This is a genomic window from Candidatus Albibeggiatoa sp. nov. BB20 (assembly GCA_016744725.1).
GTDB lineage: Bacteria > Pseudomonadota > Gammaproteobacteria > Beggiatoales > Beggiatoaceae > Albibeggiatoa.
Window position 1 is genome coordinate 1 of the sequence record JADGDW010000084.1, and the last position, 19,514, is coordinate 19,514.

Consider the following 19,514-nt stretch of genomic DNA (forward strand, 5'->3'; position numbering starts at 1 on the left):
GTGTGATATTATTCAAATATTTTAAGGTTTGAGGCATACCTATTCCACCCTACATTTTCAAGCTTTTTTAAATTTTACGTAACTTGAGTTAATAAAATAATGAATCTTTATAGTAAATTTGGTGCATAATTTTATTATCAAGAAACCGATTTTAAATTATAACATATTGAAATACATTTGAAAGATTGGTATTGTATACCGTAATTTTTCATAACCTATACGATGTAGCCATGCTTGTAGATTCCCATTGTCATTTAGATTTAGATAAACATACCCCAACAGAAACCTTATTGAAAAATGCTAAAGAAATGGGGGTCAATCATTGTTTATGCGTTTCTGTCGATTTAGAAAGTTTTCCAGCGATACTGAATCATGCTCAAACTCATGACAATGTATTTGCCTCCGTCGGTGTACATCCGAATACAACCGAAGGTGTAGACCCCACTATTGAGCAATTAATTGAACTGGCGGCTGATCCAAATGTGATTGCGATTGGTGAAACCGGTTTAGATTATTTTCGTAGTGAAGGTGATTTAACTTGGCAACATGATCGATTTAAAGTGCATATTGCAGCGGCAAAACAAACATCAAAACCATTGATTATTCACACCCGAGATTCTTCACAAGATACTTTGAAAGTACTGCAAGCAGAAAATGCAAGCGATGTGGGTGGTGTGATGCATTGTTTTGTTGAGGATTGGGATACTGCTAGTCAAGCGATGGATTTGAATTTTTATATTTCATTTTCAGGAATTGTGACTTTTAAGAGTGCCAAAAGTTTGCAAGAAGTGGCAAAGAAAATACCATTAGATAGAATGCTAGTTGAAACGGACTCACCTTATTTAGCACCTGTGCCGCATCGTGGCAAAATCAATCAACCTGCCTACACACGTCACGTCGCCCAGTTTATTGCTGATTTACGTGGTGAATCATTGGAAACGATTGCAGCACATACAACACAGAATTTTTTCCGTTTATTTCATTTATAGTCGTTTTATTTTAAAGTGATTGATATTTAAAGTATAAAAAGACTTTCAGTCCTAAACATACAAACCAAAATTGACTATAGAACCGTAAAAAACATTTATTGGATCATAAGGCAGGAGCAAAAAACTCTTGCCATACACAGCTATTCAAATCAAAAACATTTAACAAATTAAATATATGATTTATATTATAATTTCTTTTGAACCCATTTCAAACTATCATAATTACCATCAGCAGATAAATTATAATGCTCAATTATTTTCTGAGTAACTAGAACATAATCTTCATACCATAATGGTACGTAAGGTAAATCATCGAAAATTTGCTGCTGAATTTGATGATACAATTTAACCTGTTGTTTTAAATCTATTGTACGTTTAGCTTCATCAATCCATTGATCTAATTCAAGGTTAATATAGCGGCCACGATTTGCCCCACTGGGTGGTACAGAGTCACTGTGAAACACATATTCAAAAATATCAGGCATTTTTACTTCAACCCACATTAAGCTGTACATTTGAAAATTGCCCGCTTTAATATCGCCGTAAAACGTACCCCAGTCATACGTTTGTAAATCCATCTCAATCCCAACTTGTTTCAGTTGATGTTGCATCACCGTAGCTAAACGAATTCGCACAGGATTGGTCGAGGTTTTATAACTCAGTTTTAAGGGTTTATCCGCATAACCTGCTTGTGCAAGGAGCTGTTTAGCCTTTTCAGGATCATAAGGATAAAGTGGTAACTCTGGATGGCCAGCCCAATGGCTTGGTGGCAAAATACTGCTGGCGGGTCGCGCCGCATCGCCTAACACATAATGAATAATATCTTCACGATTTAAAGCATACGCAATCGCTTGCCGAATCAAAGGATTACTGATTGTTTCATCTTGCAAATTAAACCCAAGATAAGCGAAATTACTGCCTTTTTGTTTTTGCACTAATACTTCATTACGCTTTTCAAGCCATCGAATCAACTCAGGCGATAAATCACCTTGTAAAATATCCAGCTCACCACGCAATAATTTAAGCACTCTAACCACAGGGTCTTTCACTTCAATAAACTCCACCATCTGTTTATCTTTTAAACGCTGTAATTTCAAACGACCATGATCTTGCCAATCCATGAATTGAAATACACCACTGCCAATAGGACGAGTATTAAATGGATGGTTTTGCGCAATCAATTTAGCAGGCAAAATCCCAATACTCAAACGACCAATAAATAAATTATCAGGTTGTGACAAAATAAAATCGAGGGTTTTATCATCAATCACATCAATTTCTTCAATGGTTTTGAAGGCTTCTCGATGCGGTGATGCATTGGTTGGATCTAAAATAAATTCATAGGTGGCTTTAACATCATAGGCATTTAAAGTTTGTTTATTATGGAATTCACAACCCGGTGGACGTAAGGTAAAGCGATAGTGTGTGGGTAATAATTGTTCCCAAGTCGCAAGGTCTGCAATTGGCTGGCGGTTTGAGTCAAAATCAATTAATGCTCGGTAAATCAATCGGTTTACACGCGCTGATGCGGCATCCGTTGCAAAACGTGGGTCGAGCGTCACGGGCGCACTTTCTAAACCAAAACGGATAATGTTATCTTTTTCTGGTTGTGGCAGTGTGCAAGCAGTTAATAAAAATAGAAAAAATAAGGGGTATTTGTACATATCACCGTAAAAGGAATGCTTTAGTATCTTTGTCGCATTCAGTAATAGTTAATTTTGGTTTGTGTGTGAGGACTGGCTGTCCTGTATCACTTTAAAGTAAAACGACTATAGCAAGTTATGTTGCAAGTCTATTCTACCATTGCCACTATTTCATTTTTAATAAATAAGAGGTTTTTATAAATCGCTTTTAAATCTTCTATTTTGGTTGAATCAAAGTTTTGTGAGATAAAATATTGATATTTGTGCAAGGCTAATTTTTCTAAAATAACAAAGTGCCAATTTCCACCCGTAATATAAGCACCTTTTATCAATTTCCAATCATTTAATTCAACCGCGCTAATTAATTCTGCTAATAATTGTGGTCTTGGGTTGCCATATTCTTCACTTCGTTTGAATTCCTGAATAAAAAAATACGGCTTTTTACTTTCAAGTAGACCTTCTGATATTACGAAGTCCACCGTGCCGTTTAAAATAAATTGATCGGTTGCATAACGCATTGGCAGTTCATAAAAACCACGTATTTCTTTGTCTCTTAAAAGGAAATTGATTTTATTCAGTAATGGAGTGATGTAGTAAATTTTCAAATCTTCTTCATTATAACGCTCAATTAAAGATTCATTGTCTATAATCAAATTATTTAAAAACGTTTCTATTACACTATCTATTTCAATTGGGCTATTAAACCATTCATCAAAAACCTGTCTATCTATTTTTTGTTCAATATCAAATAATAGCTTTAACTCAGCATCTCGAATTTTACTGTATTGATAAACAGGAACTGACGTTTTTTCTTCACCTTTGAAAAGTGCAACTTGTCTTTTTAATTCTGCAATTTCCTGCAACAGTTTTAATTCAATTTCTCTAGCCATCTGAACTCCGTATCAAACCAAAAGTAGAACTTGAGAACAAGCTTAATGGAGTGCGGAGCTTCTTCTGCATGAGCAAAACAAGTTTTACACTCCTTCAAATATTTAAATTAATTTTTACCCATTGGGAAGCCCAAGGATTCACGTCTATTGTAATAAGCTTGTGCGACAGCCCGTGCTAAAGTCCGAACCCGCAAAATAAACCGCTGCCGTTCTGTCACCGAAATCGCATGACGCGCATCTAATAAGTTAAAAGTGTGCGATGCTTTCAAAACCATTTCATACGCAGGCAAAGGCAAATCCACTTCGATCAAACGCTGACTTTCTGTTTCATATAAATCAAAATTTCTAAACAAATCATCAACAGGTGCGTGTTCAAAATTATAAGCCGACATTTCCACCTCGTTTTGATGGAATACATCGCCATAAGTAATTGTGCCTAATTTGCCATCAGTCCACACCAAATCATAGACACTTTCAACCCCTTGCAAATACATTGCAATCCGTTCTAAACCGTAAGTAATTTCGCCCGTAACAGGTCTACATTCAATCCCGCCAACTTGTTGGAAATAAGTAAATTGTGTGACTTCCATGCCATTTAGCCACACTTCCCAACCTAAACCCCACGCGCCTAAAGTTGGAGATTCCCAGTTATCTTCCACAAATCGAATATCATGCACTAATGGGTCAATTCCCAACATTTTCAACGAACCTAAATACAATTCTTGAATATCTAACGGGGAAGGTTTAATCACAACCTGAAACTGATAATAATGTTGTAAACGGTTAGGATTTTCGCCATAACGCCCATCAGTTGGACGGCGTGAAGGCTGTACATAAGCTGCACTCCAAGGCTCAGGGCCTATCGCACGTAAAAATGTTGCTGGATGAAATGTGCCTGCGCCCACTTCCATGTCATAGGGTTGTTGCAAGACACAGCCTTTTTCTGCCCAATAGGTTTGTAAGGCTAAAATCAAATCTTGAAAAGTACTGGGTGTAGTTGCCACGATATGCTCCAAGCGTCCTTGTTATGGTTGCTACTAGTATAACGCTTTTCGTTTTTTGTGTAACGGCTTGAATGAGGTTTGAAACTTAAGCGATTATACTCGGCCACGCAAAACTGCAATTTGCTGTAATAACACATCGGTTACGGGGGCTAATTTCTTACGCATCAACGTACCAATCGCAGTTGTGGTGGAAAAAATCGGCCGTAAAACTGAATAACGCAAACCCGATAAAATTAACAAGGCTTGAATCGTTGGACATTGTTTCGGCATTTGCTCTAAAACAAGCTGTAAGGTCTCAGGCGGCTGCTGACAACATTCATCGGCTTTTTCAATCAGGCCATTGATATCCATTTCATTATCATAATCTGCTTTGCAAATCGCCGTAAAATGCGCGGCAACCACATCAAATAAAATATTCACCACATCTTGATTAGCAGGCTTTTTTAATACTTTTTCAAATGTATCTAAAAACGTTTGTCCATCGCTGCTACTTAACCAAATGAGCTTTTGAGCAAAAATATTATCTTGTTGGGCTAATGCTTGCAATTTTACTTGAATCTCACCAGCATCATGTCGCGCGGGCATCGGGTTTGGTAATTGATGCGGTCGTGTCGCAAGAAAACCCACATAATAAGCATTTTTAGAACGCCCTCTTTGCCACAATTTGAGCGTTGTCGCCTCATCAATCAAATCCGCTTGCAGCACAAGGCGTACGGTTTCAATAATATCAATCGCTTCTTCTTCAAATGGCAAGTAATCAATTAAATGTTGCGCCAGTGTTTTACCAATATCACTTTCAATAATCGCCGAATGTGCCAACATGCTACGGGCATTTTTTGATTCAGGCATTGCCCACCACGCGCGAGTAGCTAATTCAGGGGTTAAACCTTGCGCATTCACAACCGCCTCAACTGCTTCAGGCACACCTAGCATTAATAATTGGGCTAAATTTTCATCACGGGCTTGCCCCATTCGTGACCAACGACGCAAATAAACAGGATAACCACCGGGCGAATCTAAAATGCGTTCTGAAATCAGCTCACGCACCTGTTTTAAATACAATTCGTCCCGACAATTGGGATGCAAAACTACTTTCGCATCACCTTGCCCTGATAGGCCATATACAATCATTTTTGACTCATCAATACGAATCGCTTGCGGTTGATTTGCCAGCAATACATTGAGGCGTAAACTATCTTCGTTGGATAATGTCATGGTCTTTATAATGGTTTGGTTCAGGACAATGCCACCAGTTTAAGGTGTTTTGGGAAAATTAAAATGGTATATCTGTTAATTTTAAAACAGATTCTTTATCTTCAGTTGTTGAAAATAGACTAAATTTATCTATCAGCGGCTCAGACTCAAATAAATCAGGCTCATTATCAAATAAAGAAATTTGTGAAGAGGCTTGTTTTTCAACAAAATCTCCCATTTTTTGCAAACCTACTCTAAAGCGTTTTAATATTGTTTGCAGTGCTTCTGGGCTATTGTCAACGCCAATCCAGTTACGTTCTAACTCATCAGCGACAGCAAGCGTAGTGCCTGATCCAGCAAAACAATCTAACACTAAATCATCTTGATTAGACGATGCTGAAATAATACGCTTTAATAAATTCTGATTTTTCTCAGTTGGGTAGCCTGTTATTTTTATATTTTGGTTATGAGCATCTTTGAAATCTAACCAAATATCTTGAATACCAACACCCAAGTGTGTATCTAAATACACTTTACGTCTAGGATTTCCATTTTTAGACCAATAAATTTCACCACGAGCATCCATTTCATCTAATTTTTTAGGCGTGTATTGCCAGTGTTTACCTGGTGGCGGAAGTTGACCGCGCCAAGATTTACCTGTATCTCCATTACGAGAACCCGGTGCATGAATTGGGACTTTCATAAATTTACGGCCTGTTTCAGGCTCTGTATATTGATATTCTTTTTGACTTTCAGCAGAAAGAGGTTCTACAGGACGATTCCAAATATATTTCTCTGATTTAGTATAAAAGAGAATGAAATCACTGATATTTCCATAAGTCTTACGAGTATAATTTTTAGGATTACATTTTTTGCGTACAATCAAATTCCGATAATTTGCACTACCAAATATTTCATCCATAATTATTTTTATTTCAAAAACCATTTTTTCATCTAAATGCACATAAATAGAGCCATCATCAGCTAATAAATAGTGTAGCAAAAATAGACGTTCTCGAAGAAATTGAACATATTCTGCATGATTGAAATTGTCGGTATAGGCATGTTTTTGTTGGCGTGAATAAAATGTGGTTTGAGTAGAAAATGGAGGGTCTATATAAATAAGTTTAACTTTTCCACAAATTTGAGGGTCTTGTATCAAATGATGTAAAACCTCAAAGTTATCTCCAAAATAAAGTTGATTAAGAGAGTGACTTTCATAGACTAAATCAATATTTGTTTGGATAGGTGATAGTATCTCAACTGCACTGCGTTTACCTTCATAGTTTAGCTCTATCTTGTTTTTTTTTCTTAGGTTAGGTGTTGGAATGCCTGTAGCCATTATGACTCTCCATTTAATAACCAAGAGAGTGATATACGTTCAGGAATCATACGCAAAGTGACAACTTTTACACAATGATTCCAAGACTCCTCCAAGTCAGCATAATCTTGCCACATAGAACCTAGCAATAAACCTGGACCATCATTTAAGAAAATCACTTTTAAATCTAGCTGATGTTTTTGGGCATAATTTAATATTTCATCTCTACATTCACGATATTGTCCAGTACGATCATCTTCTTGTGCACCTCCTCTATCTGAGTCGTAACGAGCTAAACCTACTGCAACTATTTTATCATTACGAAATAAAACAAAATCTACAGGTCGTTTAGGTTTTGGATAATTTTCAAATATTTCACCTAATAAAACATCTTTACCCGCTCGTTCAGGTCCTATAATTGTCAGCTCTGGAAATTGTTCTCGAATAAGCGTAAATAGACGCTCTGTTAAATCATAACCTTTTTTGCCTCTATCTTTATATTCCCATAATATTGCACATAAAGTTTCATCAGGCATAGGACGATTTTCAAATTGTTTTTGTGTCTCTGTAATATGCCGAAAACCTTTACCAAAATGATTGCATATATCTTTTGCTGCAGATTTTTTTTTGAGCATTTCTACGGGTGTTTCTGGACTAACATATTTACGAAATACTCGACATAATTGGATACGCATCCATTGAGGTTGAATCTCGTTAATAGCTAAAAATAAATCACTAGAGGAGTGAGCTGTTTTTAATAACTGCCCAAACATAATCAAGACGGGTTTATAAAGTTCGCAAGCTAATGGCAATATATCAGGATAATATTCACCAGTGGAAAATGTAATCCATAAATGACCTTCCGATTGGTAATCTGCAAAGTTTTTTTTAGTATGATATTTCATTATGTCTGTTGTTTCATTAGAGCTGTAAGGTTTTGAGAAAATTTTAACCTAGTTTGTAGTAGTTTTATAACTATTTCTTGCATCGGTTGGATAATGTCATGGTCTTTATAATGGTTTAGCTCAGAGCAATGTCACCAGTTTATGGGGTTTTGGGAAAATTACAATATTGACTCTCAGCCCAATACAGGCGAAAGTAGTCACAAAATATAAAAACAGAGTGTGCCACCATGTCTGAAACAGAAAACCAAACTTCTCTTATTGATAATCCATTGGAAATGCGAGCACTGATTGAACAGGAATTACGTTTGCCGCAAATTGATGGTGAACGTTGTGTTCATGCTCATATTGAGATGGCTTCTTGTCAAGCTTGCGTTGATGTTTGCCCCAAACAAGCATGGGTATTAAGTGACGAAAGTTTAAGTATTCGAGTTGAAGCTTGTGATGGCTGTGGTTTATGTGCGCCAGCCTGTACCGAAGGGGCTATCTTTCACGAACACGAACCTTTATTACGTCAATATAAACAACATATTCTGGCATTCGTTGCTTGTGAAAAAACCTCGGTTACTGATGCTCAAGCGGTAATGCCTTGCGTCCATGCTTTGGGATTGTCTGATATTGTGCAAATGTATCGGCATCAAGTGCGGGGATTAGTGGTGACAACAGGAGAATGTGAAGCTTGCCAACGTTTTACTGATTATAATATTTATGATTTGATTGAAAATGTAAATCAATTATTAAAACAGCGTCAATTAATGCCTTTGTTATTGCGTGACTTTCCAACATCAACATGGTTGAAAGAAAAAGCTAAAACAGAGCAAAACCAAGGTGAAAGTGTAAATCGCCGCGCATTTTTCAAACAAACCATACAGAATGCCGCCCGTGAAACCATGAAAGCTAAAGGCTGGCTCACTGAGAACTTTAAACCACCTGCAAGTCGATTGCCTGAGCCTGAACAAGAAGATGTTTTCACGTATCCATTCGTACCAAAAATCGAGGCACAATTTTGTACGGGTTGTGATGCTTGTATTAATACCTGTCCACATCAAGCATTAGCCATTGATACCGATACAGCACAATATGTTATTAATCCTAAACAATGTACGGGTTGTCGAATCTGCGTTGATATTTGTCATGTCACGGCAATTCAACTTGAACAATGGCAAACCAGTTCTAAAACCATACAGCTCGATTTAGTCGCTGCAAAATGTCGGCGTTGTGGCGCACCATTTCATTATCCTGAATCGAATCAAGCTCCAACCGATATTTGTCCGATTTGCAAACAGGTAAATCACCACAGTCAATTGTTTCAGGTTTATAAAGATTAAAGGTGCTAAAGAACAGTCCCAGTATTCTTTGAAAAGATGTAATACCATTCGCAATTTATAAAATAACTATAGAACCATCGTGCTATAGTTATTTTATTTTAAGATGATACAGGACTGGCAGTCCTAGATTTTAAAACTATTTAATATTTAAATTTCAGGACTGCCAGTCCTCACACTCAAAGATAGAATTGACTATATAAAACATAAAACCAGAAAATTTAAAGCGCAAGTTATGCAAAAATGTTGAAAAAGTATTGAATCAATACTTGTTAGAAATATGACATCTTAGACAAACCCCGCATAAAAAGCCAAATTCCATAACACAATAAGTTATAATGAATTTATAGCTCCATCGTCAGCCGCTTGATGAATGGAAAATTTATTGCAGTTAGGAATAATACATACTTCATTCTGATTCTCGTGCAAATATGGCATTACTTCGGCTTTTCTCACAACACAATACGCAGCAATCCCAATTTAAACCCAGCGTACAAGCGATTCCTTATCCTCATATTGATTTAAGTCAATTTAATCTCGGTATTGATAATGTACGAATTGATACTTATCTGAGCCAACAATTTACTGAACATACTCACACCTTAATTCATGATTTATTGGATGAACGCACCACAACCAAAAAACGTTTCACGGACAAGCCTTCCGACCCAGTGCGTAAACAATTGGAACAATTTGGGATTCAATATGCTGATATGCTGAATGCTGCCGCCACACGCGCCAAAGAAAATAAACAAATTCATAAAGTACAACTTTTACAGCTCAGTATTATTAAATTTTTACATCAAACAATCACTAAAACCTTAGATCAAATTTTACAAGAATTGCGTAATACCACGATGACAGGCAATCAAAATGCGCAAAGTCTAACTAATTATGATAGAAGCAAATGGATTCAAACCAATAAAATTCGTATATTAAATCAAGTGAGTAATGAATTATTTGAACAAATGCGCTGGGTTGAAACACAAATCACTAAATTGCGTACAGATTTATTTGGCGTGCAGTGGAGCATTCCAGAACCGATGCTATTTAGTGCACTAATGTATACCGCGTATGAAAATGATTTATTATTAAACAAATATATATGGCTGGTTGATAATACAAATCACCCATTTTGTTTTGTGAAACTACAAGTTGCAATTGATGAAATTTTAGCCAAGCTGACTGAATTATGTCCAATAAAGCTGGCTTCAAATCTCCAAAAACACTATCCAACCGTCAACAATAAGTCATTTACTTGGCGCGACAATCCCGAAACCATGCAACTATTGTTTGATGCTAAGCATACTGAAGGCTTATTAGCCAAAACACCCAGCAAAGAATTGCAGCATCAATTAGCCTATCAAAAAAACGCCTTACAAATATTAGAGCAAGCATTGGCAAGTATGAATTTGCTATTGCCAATTTTGGCAAGTTATGAACTGCTGCGTTTATATAATCATTATTATCATCTGATTGAACCTAAAATATTATTTGGTTATTTATATGGTGAAATAGATGCACAGGCGATTAATAATAAACTTAAAAATCTGCTAAAAATGAAAGCAACTCGCAAAAATGATAATAAAGAGCTTTCTATTAATGAACTATCTAGCACTCAAAAACGTTTACGCCAAGCTTTAAAACAAGATAAATCAGCGATTCTATGTCAATTTATGCAGGATTTCACCCGTTATCGCCGTGATTTGAAATTTCAAAAACTTTTACAAAAAAAATTAGACAGTATTCATTTATTAGAAGAAGAAACCTATATCCAGTTGTCACGCAGTAATGGCATATTGAATGAATTTTTACTCATTGAAGAATATGCTGATGAAACCAATACCAGTATTCGCTGTCATGTGATTTTAAAAGCAGATTTGCGTGGTTCAACAACGATCGTCAGTGAATTGTGTAAACGTGGTTTAAATCCCGCAACCCATTTTAATTTGAATTTTTTTAATCCGATTCGAGAGCTGGTCAAAGATTTTGGTGGCGAAAAGGTCTTTATTGAAGGTGATGCGGTTATTTTAAGTTTTTTTGAATACCAGTCGAAACCTGAGCAATGGTTTGCCGTGGCAAGAGCCTGTGGGTTAGCGCGAAGTATGTTAGAAGTGGTGGCGAAACAAAATCAAATTTGTCAGGAACAAGGTTTGCCTATTTTAGAGCTTGGCATAGGTATTTGCTATTCACCTGAAGCCCCTGCATTTTTATATGATGGTGAAGACCGTATCATGATTTCACCTGCGATTGGATATGCAGATCGGTTATCTTCTTGTTCTTGGAAATTGCGTAAACTATATGAAAGTAAAGAATTATTAACTCATGTTATGGTTTTTCAACAACCTGCAACCGATAGCTTTAAAGGTGAAAAAGGCATGACTACCTTCCGTTATAATTTAAATGGAGTGGAATTGGAAAAAGCCGCGTTTGATAAATTAAATAAAGAAATTGCCCTGCGTTCTGTTAAGGCCAAATTACCAAATGTAGGCGCGAGTGAGTTTTTTATTGGTCAATATCAAGATATCAGAGGCACATCACATACTGTAGTCATTCGGCGTGGCTATGTGCAATTATGGCAGGAACATACGACAAAATATGTCAGTACAGATGAAGAATATTATGAAGTTGTAACCAATCGTAAATTATTACAAGCAATTTTAGCAAAATTAGGGATTAAAAGCTGATTGTTATCAATTTTAGTTACAATGGAAAGGTATAAACAATATTTATCAGATAGGATTCTTTTCTGCTCAATAGCTTAAAACAGTTATTTAGCTACAGAAACTAAGAAATAATATCAGTTTATCTTGATTAAAAAAATAATGTTGAAGATGAATTTTTTTGCTAGTCAGACTGGATTGCGCTATGGGCAAAATAAAAAATTGGCGGTACACTTGGGTGTGACCAGCACCCAAAGTACCTAACCTCAAAAGAGCTAGGTAGGAGTAGTTCCTCTGTGGCTGCTTATACTATCGCAAGTGATATGCCATATTATGATAATGATGAGCAAAAAGCATTATAAATCTAAGAAAATGTATCCTTACTCTTTATAATTCAAATAATTACAAAATCAATAATGACTATACATCACTAAAATGGAGTTCTTATGTACCAACCAATTCATCAGATACTGACGGCAATATTACTATTGTTCATGATACTGACAACAGGTTGCGCAACCACTAAATTGACTCATGGGAATTTTGCTAATATCAAAGAAGGGATGTCTGAACAGCAAGTGATTGCACAGCTCGGTGAACCCACAGACTCCCGCAGTATTAGCACAGGTTCGTGGTTTGGTATTATCGGTGGAGTATCGGGTACTAACATGGTTTGGGAAACGGATGAAGCAAAAGTAGACATTATATTTGTAAATGGTAAAGTTAAAACTAAGAATTACAAAAAATTTGCTGGTTTTTAAAGGATTAAATTATGCGCTATATTTTCATATTATTACTGTCTTTGTTTTACTCTATATCGGTACAGGCCGCACCTACTGCTGCATTAGGCTATGAACCGAAGTACTCCAATGATTTTAAAAACTTCAGTTATGTTAATCCCAATGCTCCCAAAGGCGGGGAATTGCTGATTTATAACTTAGGCAATTTTGATAGCTTTAATCCCTTTGTATTGAAGGGTTTAGCAGAAGGCTTTACCAGTGAATTGCGTTTTGAAAGCTTAATGTATCAGGCTTTGGATGAACCATTTAGCTTATACGGTCTGATTGCACAGGATATTGAATTAGCAGAAGATAAGCTGTCTGTCACCTTCAAATTAAACCCTAATGCCCGCTTTGCTGATGGTTCAAAAATCACTGCACAAGATGTCAAATTTTCATTTGATACATTGAAAAGTGAACAGGCTCACCCGCGTTATCGTATCTATTGGAATGGGATTCGTGAAGCTAAAGTGACTGATGAGCAAACCGTCAGTTTTTACTTTAATAAAATCAATCCTGAATTACATCTGATAACCGCAGAAATTCCAATTTTTAAACAAGCCAAAGAAGGGGAGTTTTCAGAATTGATCTTAGATGGTTTAGTCGGCAGTGGCCCTTACTCAATCGAAAAGTATCAAGGTGGGAAATTCGTTACTTATCAGCGCAATGAAGATTACTGGGCGAAAAAATTGCCTGTGCGTAAAGGCATGTATAATTTTGATAAAATCACTGTCAAATATTACAAGGACAGCAGTATTGCACTGGAAGCGTTGAAAGCAGGCGAGTTTGATGTGATGGCGGTGTATAACTCTAAGCAATGGGCACGAGATTTTGAAGGCTCTAAATTTGATAATAAACAGATTTTAAAAACAAAGTTTGCGCATAAAAATAATGCAGGTATGCAAGGCTTTGTGTTCAATATGCGAAATCCGATTTTCAAAGACGTACGGGTTCGCCGCGCGATTAATTTAGCATTTGATTTTGAATGGGCGAATAAGAATCTGTTTTATGGCCAATATGAGCGTTGCAATAGTTATTTTAGTAATAGCGATTTAGCCGCCACAGATTTACCCAGCGAAGCTGAATTAGCCTTATTGAAGCCTTTACAGAAAAAATACTCTGATATATTCCCAATTGATGCCTTAACCCAAGCATGGAAACCTGTGACAACAGCAAAACCCAATTCATTGCGCAAAAATTTACGAGAAGCTAAAAAATTGCTTAATGAAGCAGGCTGGAAAGTTAAAGATGGCGTATTGCAAAATGAGCAAGGCCAAAAATTAGAGTTTAAAGTGATGTTATTCCAACGGGCTTTTGAACGGATTCTAGCTTCATTTTCGCGTAATTTGGAGAGTTTGGGGATTAAAATTCACTATCGTGCAGTTGATGCCGCGTTATATCAACAACGTCAAGAATCATTTGATTTTGATATGGTCGTGACTATTTTTGGCCAATCGCAGTCTCCCGGTAATGAACTGCTGTTTATGTGGCATTCGGATTCGGCTGATCGTGAAGGCTCACAAAATTTGATTGGTTTGAAAAATCCGATTGTTGATGACTTGATTGAAAAAGTGATTTACGCGCCAAACCGTGAATCATTAGTTACCGCAGTGAAAGCTTTAGATCGTGTGATGCTGTTTGGGGAATATGTTATGCCGAATTGGTACAGCGGACATCATCGATTGGCATATTGGGATAAATTTGGCTATCCAGAACAATTGCCTTTGTATTTTACTGCAACAGAATGGTTAATTCGGACGTGGTGGCAAAAGCCAGATTGATTGACTAATAAAGAAAAGCCTGACGGATAGATTAAAAATCTGTCAGGCTTAAAAGGGTTCAACTAAGCTAAACGCTGTTTAATTTGTTGGCTCACTGCTTTCATATCAGCACGGCCTTGAACTTTAGGTTTAATCATACCCATAACTTTACCTAAGTCTTTGATGCTTTCTGCACCCGTTTCAGCGATGACAGCTTCAATGATGTCGCTCAACTCAGCGTCAGTCAGTTGTTGCGGTAAATAAGTTTGGATAATGCCAACTTCATATTTTTCTTGGTCAGCTAAATCTTGTCGTTCTGCTTTTTCATACTGCTCAATCGAGTCGCGGCGTTGCTTAAGCATTTTATCTAATACAGCAATGATCAGTGCATCATCTAATTCAATACGCTGGTCGACTTCAATTTGTTTCATCGCAGCGAGAATTAAACGAATCACTGCTAAACGGCTTTTTTCTTTTGCCCGCATTGCAGTTTTCATGTCTTCTTGAATACGTTGCTTTAATGTATCAGCCATAATCTTTCACAGTGTGTTTACCAGCACGTCAATCAGCAAAAGCAAGTTAAGATGATGTGTTTAACGGCTGGTTAAAACTAAAGAGTTTTTAGTAAGGACGTTCGCGACGAACAGTTTCACGCGCCACTTTCTTTAGGTGACGTTTGACGGCGGCAGCCGCTTTGCGTTTACGCACGGAGGTTGGTTTTTCGTAAAATTCACGACGGTGAACTTCGGCAAGAATACCCGCTTTTTCACAAGAACGTTTAAAACGACGTACAGCTACTTCAAATGGCTCATTTTCTTTTACACGGACAGTTGGCATTGGAAAACCTATCCTCCCATAATTTGAATATAAAATAGTTAACAATGAACAAGTAACAGCATAATGAGCAATTCATTTTGAGCTAGTTGCTGATGTTAACACCCAATAGTTAAACCAGTAATTATAATAGCTTAGCTAGGTTTAAGTAAAGCAATATTTCAGAAGTTAAGGATTTTTGAACTCGTTTTTCAAAATAAAACCTTCATCACCCAGTTCTTAAAAAAAACAGGTTTGCTCATATAACGCGAGAAGTCAATGAATATTGGGTTTAATCCAGCGTAAAAGGCAGTAACATTAACACTTTTGCGACAACAATATCATTCTGCTCATCACCTGTGACATTAACTAAATAATTGGATTTAGCCTCTACACGTTGGAAAAAACCAGCAGCAGCCACTTCATTGCCCTCAGGTGGCACTAAAATAATACCTGAGGGTGGTAATTTCAAATCTTTAATATGAGAAACATCAATATAAATTGTACTGGCTATGGTTAATACGGGTTTTCCAAGCACATAAAGTTGTTGGTTCAATGTATCAATTTCTGAGCTTAAACCTTGGTATTGACGCTGTAATTCGGGTACAAATGGCTCATAATGTAATTGAAATACCTCAAATGCCCCTGTTGAAGTTGGCTTTCCTGCAATGGTGATATAGTCGCTTATACGCAAATCAGTCGCTTGATAACTTGGTTTTGCGCCTGAAATATCTTGATAAATAGTTCTAGGGGAGAGCTGTGCTTGAACACCAGACACATTGATCGTGTTAGCATTCAAATCCACGGCATATAAAGCACCACTAGCCCGTAATAGCAAATCATTGGGCGTGCCTGATAAACCCGCATTTTCAAAAGCATGTATTTCTTTAACATCAACAATACCCTTGTTGTCAGTATGGCCAAAAATCCTGACTCGTGAACCTAAGCTCAATCCTTCTTGTGGTATTTCCTGTGCTAAATTTTCTGATATACGCATATTTCGATACTGCACTGCAAAATCTTGAATCCCTTCAAAGCGCGTAACGTTGCCAACTATCCGCACTACAGTATTAGCAGCTAGACTGATAGGAGTAATTGCCTGTATTTGGCTTGCTTGAAATAATTGACGCGTTGGATTATTTCCTGTTACTTGAACGGTCATACCTTCTTGTAATTCTAAATTGGCAATCTCAGCAAAATTAATTTGCAGCCCTGAAATAAAAAATGTTTTCGTGACATTATCTAAATTAAACACACTACCAATCAGTGTCGATGTTTCTGTTGCATTGGGTAAACGCTCAACAAGATTGGCAGTTATTGTTTCGCCAGAAAATGAAAGTGCGGGACTACTGACACGTAAAATATCACCAATGCTTAAGTCACTGAGTTGAGAAAAACCATAACGATAGGTGTCTTCTGTGAGGCGTACTGTCTGACCTAACATGCGAAAGGTTTGACCTTCTAAACTGATAAAATCAAGTTTTCCGTGTAAGGTGTCTCTATATTCAACGCCTTGTGCTGTGCCCGTTTTGGATTGCTCATCTTGTGTTCCTTTAACCGTCACGTACATGCCTAATTTAAGCTGTTCGGAATGACTGGAATCACCGTTGATCGTCACCTGTGCTTGGTCTATATCATATTTAATGTCATTGACAATGATACTGCCAAAATCAGAAATCGGCCCAATACCTAAACCTGTACCATCGATACCGCCATCAGCAAGGTCACTCAAACCACCTTCGCCACATGCAGATAAATGCAGAGCTAAAAATATCCAAACAAAGCGAACGACGTTTTTATTCATGATGATGATTTATCCAAGTCACGGCAAAAGAAATAGATTCCAACCCCCGCATAATAGCGCCCATCATTCTCTAGTTTTGAGTTTTTAGGATTGGTGTCACGGTCTTTGTCTGCAAACCAGCGATTAAGCTGTTGTAACAAGACCCGCCCATCTTCTGCGGAAATACGTTGTAATAAGGGAATGGCTTCTTTTGGGAGATTATCATAAGACAATTTTAGCTGTAAATAAGCATGTTCTGAATCACTGTCTAAATTATGGCTAATTGTATCCATTAATAACATCACATCTGTACCAAGAATCGCCAATTTATCGGCTATATCACCTGTTGCCACATAAGCTTGATGAATCACACGCACATTACCATCATCTTGACGTAGCACCGAGCCAATCCGCACTAACTCATCCAAAACGGCACGCACAGGAATATCACCACCATGGGCTTTAACTAAACGAGTAAAGCTCAGTTTTGTTCCTTCAATGGGTAAGACTAATGGACTACCTGCAGGGTCTTGATATTCACGATGACGCAACCAGCCATTTAACACTCTCGCCGCACGGTTATATTGCACAGGCGTGGCATGTTCAGCCGTATCTGGTTCTACACTACGCAAACGCTTGACTTCTTTACGTGATAAACCCGTCACTACGGCAATACGAGAATCCGTTTGTTTGCGTCCGGGTAAAGCCAGTTCTTGTTCAGATACTTCGATAAAGGCTTGTTTTGCCAATTCATCAAATTCTTCATAGGATAATCCAAACCGTAATACTAACCTAGCAACTCCTTTGAGAATTTTTCGAAGCGCGGTCTGTAATGCTTTACCCGTTTCGGGGTCATTTAACATAGTGTGCGACATAATTTTCCTTCCTTTGCAAATTGTAGCATGAAATCTGCTACATCAAAATTATTCAATAATAGCTCTAAATATATTAAGTTAGTTTACTTTTGTTTCGCACAGAACAAATTTATATATGATAAAGATAATATATCGCACTTTTTTATATATGAAAAAATATATTCAAATACATAGTATTAACTAATACTAAGCTTGGGTTTTTAGCATATTACTGGCTATAGTATTTCGCTGTAATATAATTATTGGTTGTATAATACCAATGGGCAGGTGTTGTAGCCAGATATTTCAAGCAAATACCGCCTTTCTTTTGTTCTATATAGACCACCTTAATCAAGATGTAGGATATGAAAATAGTGAATTTAGTACCAACCATTTAGCTTATTTAATATATTTATTTAAAAATAGTTGTTATAGCAGCTCTAGCTAGAGTGGATTGATTTAGTCATGAACGGAAGGAAACTGATGGAGAAATGAGGTGGTATTCTTGGTAACAATAAAACAACGCGCTTTGCTTTTTGAGATCAAAAAATGAAAGCATATGTAAATAGAGCAGAGTATTTTGGACAAAATTAATAGATATTGAAGTATGTTGCCATTTTTATCTTCTGTTGTTAGTGAGCTAATAATTTAGTTACTTTTTCTAATAATTTAGGGAGTTCAATCGGCTTTGGCGTATAATCTTCGCAGCCTACCTCCAGTGCCCTATCTCTATCCTTATTTAGAGCATAATCTGTTAAAGCAATAATAGGAATATGTTTGGTATCCTTATAATCTCTAATCTGTTTGATAGTAATCCAAGCCGTATCAAATGGTAAATATATATCTATTAAAATGAGATCAGGTTGCTCTGCACCTGCCATTTCAATTGCCTGTCCACCATCAGCAGCACATATACAATTAAAGCCTTTGCGCGTTAAACGTCGAGAAAGTATATCGCGCCCCATTTCATAATCCTCAACATATAAAATTTTTTTCATTACTTTTTCCCATTTATGAGTGGGATACAAGCCTGATAATTTTTTCTAATAGTTCAGGCAATTTTCAATCAATTTTGTTACGAAGCCATCATAACTCGCGGAGAATGCTCTATCTTTGCGATTATCAGGCATATAAAAAGAGCATGGATACACAATATGGAACATTATCAACAAATCATTTTTTTGTAAGCTGGACGATATTCAATCCATAATAAGAATGAGCTTGCTATATTTTTATATAAGTTTGTTCAAAACCTTAAGATGTCAAGCATTTTTTGTCCCACTTTAATATTGCAACAGGTCATATTTTGCCATTACGGCATCTTTTCTCATTGGTGAGGCAGTAAGCGATGCATTTTTTCTAAATAAAGCCGCCAATTCAATGGGTTTAGTTTGGCAATCTTCACAACCAGCCTCTAATACCTTTTCTGGTAGTGCTATCAAAGTAGTGTTATAAATAAAGTTTTATCTAGATAAACAAGAATTATAATACTGAACAAAATTCCATATAGCCCCAATGTGGTTATCAATCTTTTTGGAAAAGGATAGAGTTTTGCGAACAAGTCTGGAAATGCGTTGACGTAGAGTCGGATTCA

At 36.8% G+C, this 19,514-nt stretch carries 17 protein-coding genes; 5 read left to right on the top strand and 12 right to left on the bottom strand.

The genetic code is table 11. The annotated features are described in order from the left end of the window. Positions 1–230 precede the first annotated feature (230 nt). On the top strand, positions 231–989 hold the full coding sequence (locus tag ABXH34_RS10560; RefSeq protein ID WP_353571847.1) for a TatD family hydrolase: 759 nt from the start codon (positions 231–233) through the stop codon (positions 987–989). Between the two features lie 185 nt (positions 990–1,174). Here ABXH34_RS10560 and ABXH34_RS10565 read toward each other — a convergent pair whose 3' ends face one another. From ABXH34_RS10565 to ABXH34_RS10590, 6 genes are all read right to left on the bottom strand, one after another. After that, a complete protein-coding gene (locus tag ABXH34_RS10565; protein WP_353571848.1) occupies positions 1,175–2,653 on the bottom strand; it encodes an ABC transporter substrate-binding protein in 1,479 nt (492 codons plus the stop codon). A 128-nt stretch (positions 2,654–2,781) separates the two neighbouring features. Then, a complete protein-coding gene (locus ABXH34_RS10570; RefSeq protein ID WP_353571849.1) occupies positions 2,782–3,522 on the bottom strand; it encodes a hypothetical protein in 741 nt (246 codons plus the stop codon). A 107-nt stretch (positions 3,523–3,629) separates the two neighbouring features. Then, on the bottom strand, positions 3,630–4,529 hold the full coding sequence (glyQ, locus tag ABXH34_RS10575; RefSeq protein ID WP_502710409.1) for a glycine--tRNA ligase subunit alpha: 900 nt from the start codon (positions 4,527–4,529) through the stop codon (positions 3,630–3,632). A gap of 90 nt (positions 4,530–4,619) precedes the next feature. Then, positions 4,620–5,741 carry a hypothetical protein gene (locus tag ABXH34_RS10580; RefSeq protein ID WP_353571851.1) on the bottom strand — a complete coding sequence of 374 codons (1,122 nt, stop codon included), beginning with the start codon at positions 5,739–5,741 and terminating at the stop codon, positions 4,620–4,622. Between the two features lie 58 nt (positions 5,742–5,799). After that, the gene (locus ABXH34_RS10585; RefSeq protein WP_353571852.1) at positions 5,800–7,062 is read right to left on the bottom strand and encodes a site-specific DNA-methyltransferase; all 1,263 of its coding nucleotides are present in this window, start codon (positions 7,060–7,062) and stop codon (positions 5,800–5,802) included. After that, a complete protein-coding gene (locus ABXH34_RS10590; protein WP_353571853.1) occupies positions 7,062–7,946 on the bottom strand; it encodes a hypothetical protein in 885 nt (294 codons plus the stop codon). Before ABXH34_RS10590 ends, ABXH34_RS10585 begins: the two co-directional genes overlap by 1 nt. A 227-nt stretch (positions 7,947–8,173) precedes the next feature. Here ABXH34_RS10590 and ABXH34_RS10595 point away from each other — a divergent pair, with 227 nt between their 5' ends. The 4 genes from ABXH34_RS10595 (at position 8,174) to ABXH34_RS10610 (ending at position 14,491) form a co-directional block, all read left to right on the top strand. Beyond that, positions 8,174–9,271: a 4Fe-4S dicluster domain-containing protein gene (locus ABXH34_RS10595; protein ID WP_353571854.1), complete on the top strand. Its 1,098-nt coding sequence runs from the start codon at positions 8,174–8,176 to the stop codon at positions 9,269–9,271. Positions 9,272–9,699: 428 nt separating this feature from the next. After that, positions 9,700–11,955, top strand: a complete 2,256-nt coding sequence (locus ABXH34_RS10600; protein WP_353571855.1) for a hypothetical protein — start codon at positions 9,700–9,702, stop codon at positions 11,953–11,955. 422 nt (positions 11,956–12,377) lie between these two features. Beyond that, positions 12,378–12,692: a hypothetical protein gene (locus ABXH34_RS10605; RefSeq protein ID WP_353571856.1), complete on the top strand. Its 315-nt coding sequence runs from the start codon at positions 12,378–12,380 to the stop codon at positions 12,690–12,692. A gap of 11 nt (positions 12,693–12,703) precedes the next feature. Beyond that, positions 12,704–14,491, top strand: coding sequence for an extracellular solute-binding protein (locus tag ABXH34_RS10610; protein WP_353571857.1), 1,788 nt, complete (start codon positions 12,704–12,706; stop codon positions 14,489–14,491). A gap of 62 nt (positions 14,492–14,553) precedes the next feature. Here the strand turns inward: ABXH34_RS10610 and ABXH34_RS10615 are convergent, their stop codons facing one another. From ABXH34_RS10615 to ABXH34_RS10640, 6 genes are all read right to left on the bottom strand, one after another. After that, entirely contained in the window at positions 14,554–15,003 is a 450-nt protein-coding gene (locus tag ABXH34_RS10615; RefSeq protein ID WP_353571858.1) for a GatB/YqeY domain-containing protein, read from the bottom strand. A gap of 88 nt (positions 15,004–15,091) precedes the next feature. After that, positions 15,092–15,307 carry a 30S ribosomal protein S21 gene (gene rpsU / locus ABXH34_RS10620; RefSeq protein WP_353571859.1) on the bottom strand — a complete coding sequence of 72 codons (216 nt, stop codon included), beginning with the start codon at positions 15,305–15,307 and terminating at the stop codon, positions 15,092–15,094. A 268-nt stretch (positions 15,308–15,575) separates the two neighbouring features. Continuing rightward, positions 15,576–17,087 carry a DUF5666 domain-containing protein gene (locus ABXH34_RS10625; protein WP_353571860.1) on the bottom strand — a complete coding sequence of 504 codons (1,512 nt, stop codon included), beginning with the start codon at positions 17,085–17,087 and terminating at the stop codon, positions 15,576–15,578. Beyond that, entirely contained in the window at positions 17,084–17,941 is an 858-nt protein-coding gene (locus tag ABXH34_RS10630; RefSeq protein ID WP_353571861.1) for a DUF6502 family protein, read from the bottom strand. The genes ABXH34_RS10625 and ABXH34_RS10630 overlap by 4 nt, the downstream gene beginning before the upstream one ends. Before the next feature lie 611 nt (positions 17,942–18,552). After that, positions 18,553–18,918 (bottom strand): response regulator, encoded by a 366-nt coding sequence (locus tag ABXH34_RS10635; protein ID WP_353571862.1) that lies wholly within the window; start codon positions 18,916–18,918, stop codon positions 18,553–18,555. A 465-nt stretch (positions 18,919–19,383) separates the two neighbouring features. Continuing rightward, the coding region (locus tag ABXH34_RS10640) for an IS1 family transposase (RefSeq protein WP_353571863.1) at positions 19,384–19,514 on the bottom strand (131 nt) is incomplete at its 5' end.